The organism is Bacillus sp. CH140a_4T (genome assembly GCF_008923725.1).
Taxonomy (GTDB): domain Bacteria; phylum Bacillota; class Bacilli; order Bacillales; family Bacillaceae_G; genus Bacillus_A.
Window position 1 is genome coordinate 438,637 of sequence record NZ_WBPF01000005.1, and the last position, 7,774, is coordinate 446,410.

7 protein-coding genes are annotated in these 7,774 nt (G+C 33.8%); 1 reads left to right on the forward strand and 6 read right to left on the reverse strand.

What is annotated here, in order from left to right; all coding sequences use genetic code 11:
* Positions 1 to 42 precede the first annotated feature (42 nt).
* Both F8162_RS03310 and F8162_RS03315 read right to left on the reverse strand, forming a co-directional pair.
* A complete protein-coding gene (locus F8162_RS03310; protein WP_151634930.1) occupies positions 43 to 1,182 on the reverse strand; it encodes a stage II sporulation protein P in 1,140 nt (379 codons plus the stop codon).
* Positions 1,183 to 1,424: 242 nt separating this feature from the next.
* Entirely contained in the window at positions 1,425 to 2,129 is a 705-nt protein-coding gene (locus F8162_RS03315) for an ArsR/SmtB family transcription factor (RefSeq protein WP_151634928.1), read from the reverse strand.
* A gap of 69 nt (positions 2,130 to 2,198) precedes the next feature.
* On the opposite strand from F8162_RS03315, the gene F8162_RS03320 reads away from it, so the two are divergent.
* Positions 2,199 to 2,669 (forward strand): DinB family protein, encoded by a 471-nt coding sequence (locus tag F8162_RS03320; RefSeq protein ID WP_151634926.1) that lies wholly within the window; start codon positions 2,199 to 2,201, stop codon positions 2,667 to 2,669.
* 198 nt (positions 2,670 to 2,867) lie between these two features.
* On the opposite strand, the gene F8162_RS03325 is transcribed toward F8162_RS03320, so the two are convergent.
* The 4 genes from F8162_RS03325 to F8162_RS03340 form a co-directional block, all read right to left on the reverse strand.
* Positions 2,868 to 4,016 (reverse strand): acyl-CoA dehydrogenase family protein, encoded by a 1,149-nt coding sequence (locus F8162_RS03325; protein WP_151634924.1) that lies wholly within the window; start codon positions 4,014 to 4,016, stop codon positions 2,868 to 2,870.
* A 153-nt stretch (positions 4,017 to 4,169) separates the two neighbouring features.
* Positions 4,170 to 4,802 (reverse strand): YdcF family protein, encoded by a 633-nt coding sequence (locus tag F8162_RS03330; protein ID WP_000662231.1) that lies wholly within the window; start codon positions 4,800 to 4,802, stop codon positions 4,170 to 4,172.
* A gap of 330 nt (positions 4,803 to 5,132) precedes the next feature.
* Entirely contained in the window at positions 5,133 to 5,720 is a 588-nt protein-coding gene (locus F8162_RS03335) for a GNAT family N-acetyltransferase (RefSeq protein ID WP_151634922.1), read from the reverse strand.
* 465 nt (positions 5,721 to 6,185) lie between these two features.
* Positions 6,186 to 7,514, reverse strand: coding sequence for a YjiH family protein (locus F8162_RS03340; protein WP_151634920.1), 1,329 nt, complete (start codon positions 7,512 to 7,514; stop codon positions 6,186 to 6,188).
* Between the last annotated feature and the right edge of the window lie 260 nt (positions 7,515 to 7,774).

The following is a 7,774-nucleotide window of genomic DNA, read 5'->3' on the forward strand; positions in this document are numbered from 1 at the left end:
CCCCTAGCTCTTCTGACTAGGTGTCACTCCTTTTTATTTTAGTTATTTTTTTGTTACCTCATTATAATAGTGGCTAAACGCTTCTACTAATACGTCAACTGACGCATACAATTCTTCTGGTGTATTATCTACCCCTCCCATTTCAATAAGTAATGCGTTGGGAGAAAGATCTTGATTATATACTCCGTTTCCGCTTTTACGATCTTTAATAAAAATCCCTCGGCTTAAACCGTAATATTTCTCATCTAAATATGAATTGATTGCCGTTACTATTTTTTTATTTTTTTCAAAGTTAGGATTCTCTCGCCCTAAAATAAAATAAAGCCGAGCATAATTCTTTCCGTTAATATTTTTTGTTGTAATATTTTTTCGAGCATCGTCTCTATGAAGGTCCATTGGAAACATAATATTTTTATCTTGTGCTAATTTATCTTGTAATATTTGACGAGATCCTTTGTAAGATTGGGCCCAATTTAAATTTTTATTTCGCAGAAAATCCCTCATATTTGTCGTATCATGTGAAACACCTATTCCTTTTTCTTCTAACTTTTGTTTTAAATAGTTTCCAACAAATGTAATATTGACTTCATTATTTGTACTGGAAGCATCGTCGGGTATAGTAGCACCTGGAATAAGAGGAATAAACGATTCCCAACTATGTGTATGATAAATAAAAACTTTATTTTCACCGTTATTTCGTGTATTTGAATTCTCACCAGTAGAATTGTTTTCTTTCTCACGCTTTGGGTGTTCAATAGCAGTACCTTTATCTTTAATATTCTCTAAAGGAATACTGGATTCTTCAGGAATATTCGTATAATCTGTTCCTTCCCCAGCAATTAATATTTCCGAATAAAATTGATTCATATTAGGAAGTTCCCGGGTTAATAAACTTCGAAGATCATTTACATTAATGTTTGTAGAAAGTGACAGTAAAAAAGATTCCAAAGACGCTCTTCCTTTTTCTTTATTGAATTCTTCTGCAAAATAACGATTTTCACTTCCTATCATATACATAAGGCCTTTAGTAGAATTCGTTCCTAATAATTGATTCATATAAAATGATTTAAATACGCTAGAATTACTAGAAATGAAGAATGAAGTGAGGATACATATAATAGTGAATAAAATACCTATCACTATATAATTAAAATTTAATACTTTCAGCTTTACTTTATTCATTTTATATCTCCCTTCATTTACTATATTCTTACGCATAATTTTTAAGTAATATGATTACTAATTTAATAGAACTTCCTCAACTACTATATTTTTATTTAACCTCTTTCCGTAAAGCGAATGTCGTTAAAGCTACCTTGCGCAAATATCATCAAAGATTTTAAAAGAAATTAAATAACCTGAGTCTATATAAATATAGAACTCAGGTTATTTAATACTGTTTACTCGACAGGAGGCACTGTATTTTAATGGATTTTTTTATTATCCATGTCAATGCCCAATTGATCTTTCAATAACTTCATACCTTTTTGTGTAAGATGGACAGCCCGACTCTTATCCGTTTTTGTAATCCATTCCTGTTCAAAAAATAGTTTTGCTATTGCAGATCCTAACCAACCAGAAATATGGTAGCGTCGTTCACTCCAATCGAGACAAGGTTTTGCAAATATTCTCCTCTTTATATCTGCCGTTTCAATATTTATCCCAAAATTCAGAAACCACTGCTTACCTTGTTCCGTTACAACATATTCTCCTTCCTCTAAAATTAGAAATTCCTTATCTAGTAATTTTTCGGTTATCTCTACACCGAGTTTGCCTGCAAGATGATCATAGCAAGTTCGAGCATAACGAACTTGTTTGAGTTGAGCCGATTGTTTTAAAGAACGAATTTGGACTGTTGGTGCGATTGTTCCTAACTTCTCAAGAACTTCTGCTACCTCTTGATTAGCAAGTCGATAATACCGATGTCTACCATGTTGTTCAACTACAAGTAGATTCCCCTCTACTAATTTAGAAAGATGAGAACTAATCGTTGGATGTGACACCTTTGCCATATAAGCCAATTCGCTAGCAGGTAGTGCCTGATTATTCATTAAACAATCTAAGATAATTGCTCTTGTAGGTTCAGCAATTAGTTTAGCTATATATGAGATATTCGGATATACATTCATATTTCGATGATACCCTAACTGTTAAATTGATACAATTATTTTAAGTTTAATAGTAAAGGAGAATGTATTATGAATGCAATTGATCTTAGTATCTTAAATTTGAAAGAAACGAGAAGGCGCTCAGAAAAATTATGGAATTCTCTTCCCGATAATTTTCTTAATTGGAAGCCTGATGATGAGGCCATGTCCTTTGGTGAGATGATTCGTCATGTTTGGACCTCAACTTTTTACTATCATATGATTTTAAAAAACAACGGCTCAATACATGACATACATATGCCGTATGATGACGAGCCAATTACTTGTGTAAAAAAAGAAATTGAGTTGGCTCAATCATACTTTACTGACTTCATAGCATATATTCAATCAATAAACTTAACCGAGCTAGATTCAAGACTTATTGATCGAAGTGATGTTGGCTATCAAAGATATTTAGGCGATATGCTATTACGAATTGCCTATCATGATGCGGTCCATGCAGGTCAATTTTTACAATATTTACGAATGATAAACTTGGAAAGACCTTTAATTTGGGATTAAAAGTTTTCAAACTGTCACTGCAATAAATATTCTTTCAACCAGTAACAATCCAAAATCATGATAACCATTTATATTAAAAACCTACATCTCAACTTGGTACGTCTTACACATAAAAAGCACGTGTTTGATTACTAATCAAACACGTGCTTTCAAAACAACTATATTGTCCATAAACAATAAAATATAAGTTTAAAAAAACTACGACCGAAACGCCACATCCGCCAATATAGATAGTGTTGCATCATCCATCGGCGGATTGTGTAATCCTGCTCTGACGTTTAAATAGTAACGATGAAGCGGATTTTTTTCTGATAAACTTTTTGCTCCTACGATGCGCATTGCTTTATCTACAATAGATATTGACGCATTCGTTACCGCATATTTCACTGCCGCTAATTCTGCCTGCAGTGATAGTTTATCCTCTGCTTCATCGTACTTTTTCGCAATTTGATATAAAAAGACGCGGGCTTGCATAAGCTCAAGTTCTAATTCTCCAACTAATCTTCTAACATTCGGCAATAAACTAATAGAATGATTTAAACTATTTGGCTTGTATGATCCCGCAAACTGAACTGCATAATTTCTTGCTGCTTGTGCAATCCCTAAATAACATGCTGGTATATGTAGCAACCAGCCGATACCCTTTTGTTTCACTTTCCCGCCTAATACATCTGTAAAAAAGCGATTGTCTATCTCTACATTTTGTAAGATAAGGTCGTGACTAGCAGTCCCTCGCAACGCAACGCTATCCCACGTTTCTTCAATGGATACACCGAGTGTATTTCTTGGAATGACAAACTCACCAACTTCTTCTCGGCCTTCCATACTTGCTGAAATAATAAAATAATCAAGTATTGGCGCCATCGTTGTAAAAGTTTTTCTTCCATTTATAACCCACTTCTCGCCTTGTTGAACCGCTATTGTTTCTGGTTTTCCGCCACGCGTCGGACTTCCTGTTTTTGGTTCTGTTGCTGCCCGATTAAATAGCGCACCATTACGCACTTCTTCACAAAACCATTTGAACATCTCATCATTCCAAGAGCGATTTTCCGCTAGCTCTTTCACAATGCCAAGATGCCAGCCAATCGATAATGCTGTAGCCCCGCAGCCTTCTGCGATTTTCTCTTGAAATAAAACGAAGTCATATAAAGAAATCGCACTACCACCAAATTCCTTCGGTAACGTTAATTTCGTATATCCGATATCTTTCAAATCACTCATATTTTCATACGGAAATGATCCTAATTCACTTAGTTGATGCTCCCTTTCCATGAACTTCGGAATCAATTTATTTATTTGTTCAATAATGAAAGATTGTTCTTCTGTTTCAACAAATGAGAGTGCCATACTATAATCTCCTTTATGTTCGATTCATCAACCGCTCACTTTTTCATTATGATTATATGAAGCTACCTCTCTATTGTTTCACTATTCCGATAAAAATACAATGTTTTTGACAAATAAGAAAAGCTCCTATTTTAGATAGGTTCTTTTCTTATATTAGTCTCCCTTCAATGCCTTTAATGGCAAAGAGGTTACATATCCAATATACGAGAATAATTCTTTAAAGAAGAATGGAATTTCTGTATCTAGCGTTTTATATGCTGATGTCGGTGTTGGTGAAGCATATGCTTCAATATTAATATGTTTTGCGATTCTCATTGCGCGTTTCATATGAAGTGGATCACTTACAATCGTGTATGTGCGTATTCCGTTCTCTATTCCAACTTCCTTCGCATTCTTTAAATTTTCTTCAGTGAAAAGGGATTTAGTTTCTATTAAAATATCTTCCTCTTTTACACCTTGTTTCATTGCATATACTCTTGCAGTACGCGCTTCCTCAAGTTCTGCCTCGAACTTTGTACCACCTGTAAAAATAATCTTTTTAATATTTCCGTTCTTATATAAAGAAATCGCATGATTAATTCTTTCTTTAAATACAGGAGATGGTTTTCCGTTCCATGAAGCTGCTCCTAGTACGATACCAGCATCCGTTTTCACGCCATCATTTGTTTTAAAACGATAACTCCAAATATCGTAAGCTGCATAACTTACATATAAAATAGCAGAACAAATCATTAGTAAAAATACTTGAAAGATTCGTCTTTTCTTACTCTTCTTATTTTCTTTCATTTGTAATTGCCTCCGTACATCATCCATACTTCTATAAAAAAACATTTATATCAAATCGTTTTGTTTGAGTTTATTAAAAAGAAGGAACTTTACTTGTTATTTATGTATAAAAGGGTTTTCATTTAAAATTGAGGATTATCAATTCATTTTTATTTGCGGTTTTCATTACATGTTTTAAATTCATAAGTTTATTACCATACAACTACATTGTAACGAATTTTTTCTCAGAAGGGAACGATGAAACAAAAAGAATTAAAATAAAGTAGCATTTTGTAAGAAAAAAGGTATATTTTTCTTACATCACGAACAATATACCTTTCAAAACACGAATTATAACTTTTCTTTATACAATTCTAATTTTTCTAACAGACGTGTTTTCACAACTGGCCATTCACTTGCGATAATACTATACACAACTGCATCTCTCACATGACCGTTTGGCAATTTTCTTTCATTTCTAAGCACGCCCTCTTTAACTGCACCTAACCTTTCAATTGCTCGTTGTGCTTTTTCATTTCTTGCATCCGTCTTAATTTGCACCCTGAGCATATGCAGTTTTTCAAAAGCATACTGGAGAAGCATATACTTACACTCTGTATTGATACTCGTTCGTTGTACACTTGGATGATACCACGTTTGTCCTAACTCGACTGTTTTATCTTCTACTGAAATATGATATAAACGCGTACTTCCTACAATTGTATTCGTCTGTTGATCCACTACAACGAAAGGAATTTGAGTACCCTTCCCATAACCCTGTATCGCTTTTTGTACATATTGCTGCATATCTTGCGCAGTATCCATTTTAGAGATTAAATACGCCCAAATATCCCGATTTCCTTCTACAATCGAAAACAAAGTTTCGACATCATCACTATCTATTAACCGTAACTTTGCTCTTTCGTGAATCATTTCCATTTGTAAGCCCCCTTTGTTGTTACTATATCACATGAAATAAAAACGCTTTATAAGAATAATAGAATATTTTTAAAAGAATTCCTTTTCAAATATAATCTTCTCGTATAAGGTAGGAAGGCTCATCAATAACCTTTAAAAAGGAAAATTTTGATAATTTCTAATAAATTCTATATAATGATAAACGGGAGGGGATAAAAATGCTAGATCAAATTACTTGGGGAACACCTGGCAGCTTATTATGCTTAGGATTCTTTTTTGCAGGACTAGGAATCTTCTTAAGAAGCATGACGTCATATTCAAAAAATAAATAAAAGCATCCCAAAAACAGAAAATAGTACATTTTCATGTTTTTGGATATTTGATTTTCTTAGCTTGATAGTAATATGGGAATACCTCGCTTTTAAACAAAAGAAGCCTTTCTTTTACAGAAGGCTTCTTTTGTTATAGATTTATCTTATTAAAACTTTAAAGCAACAAATAAGCAATCGGCGTAATAATAAGTAACGTTAATATCGTTCTTTGTACATAGAGAATAATAAGTTCTGATACTTTTAACGGGATGTCCGTCGATAAAATACAAGGAATGGAAGCTGAGAAAAACAATATAGATGATACCGAAACAACTGCAATGACAAACTTTGTCACAAGTGGTGCACTTACAACTAAAAGAGAAGGTAAAAACATTTCCGCAATACCAACAGATGCCGCTTTAGCAGCTAGTTCTGCTTCTGGTAATTGTAAAGCCCACGTAAATGGATAGAAAATATAACTGATCCAATCAAATATTGGCGTAAATTTCGCTAAGACGATACCAATTAATCCTACTGACATAATAGATGGCAAAATTCCCATCGTCATAATAAATCCATCTTTTAAATTCACTGCGATATTTTTCATAATACTCGGTGCAGATTTCGATACTTCTAACGCATCTTCCCAAGCGCGTTCTAGCATTTTTTCTTTATAAACAGGCTCTGGGAACCCTTCTTCTGTTACATATGTATCTGGTTTTCTACTAAGTGGTGGGATTCTTACGGTGATAGCAGTTACGATGAATGTTACAACGAGAGTAGTCCAAAAATAAACATTCCATAAATGCATAATGTCTAATGTTTTTGCGATGATGATCATAAAGGTTGCGGATACTGTAGAAAAACCTGTAGCGATAATGGCAGCTTCTTTTGTCGTATACTTTCCTTCTTTATACACGCGATTCGTAATAAGAAGTGCAAGCGAATAACTCCCCACAAAGGAAGCGACCGCATCGATTGCTGATCGTCCAGGTGTTTTCCATAACGGTCTCATAATCGGACGGCAAAACGTACCGATAAATTCAAGTAATCCGTACCCGACTAATAACGCTAAAAAAGCCGAGCCAATTGGAACGAGTAAACTTACCGATATTACTAGTTTTTCATACAAAAACGGCCCTACATCTGGTGCAAAGAACCAAGCTGGCCCTACTTTCAAGCAATATAATACACCAAAAACGACGCCAACTACTTTTAAAATCGAAAAACAAATGTCTACGATAGACGCATTCCATTTTTTCGTATAAAACGGATAAATCGCACCCATTATCATAACGAGTAGTGCATAATAAGGTACGACGCTTGGAACCGAAGACCGAATCCATGATACGATATGATCAATCATAATAGATGAAGCACCATTTATCATAACTGGTACGAAAAACATAAACACCCCAACTAGACTAGCGAGTATAAAGCGAAGAATGATCCTCTTCTCACTCCCTGTCTTAATTACATTCCTTTTTAATTCAAATTCAATCAAAATTCGACACCTCCTATTATCTAAATATTATGTATATTTATGTTACATTCCTGCTTTCCATTACTATATTTAATCATATAAAAAAAGCCTATTTTGAAATGTTAAATTCAAAATAGGCTTTTTTTATGATTTGTTCTTCTTTTTATTTTTTCTCTTCTGTTGGTTTTTGCTCTTCTTCTTGCTTTTTCTCTTCTTCTTGCTTTTTCCCTTCTTCTTGCTTTTTCTCTTCTTCTTGCTTTTTCTCTTCTTGCTTTTTCTCT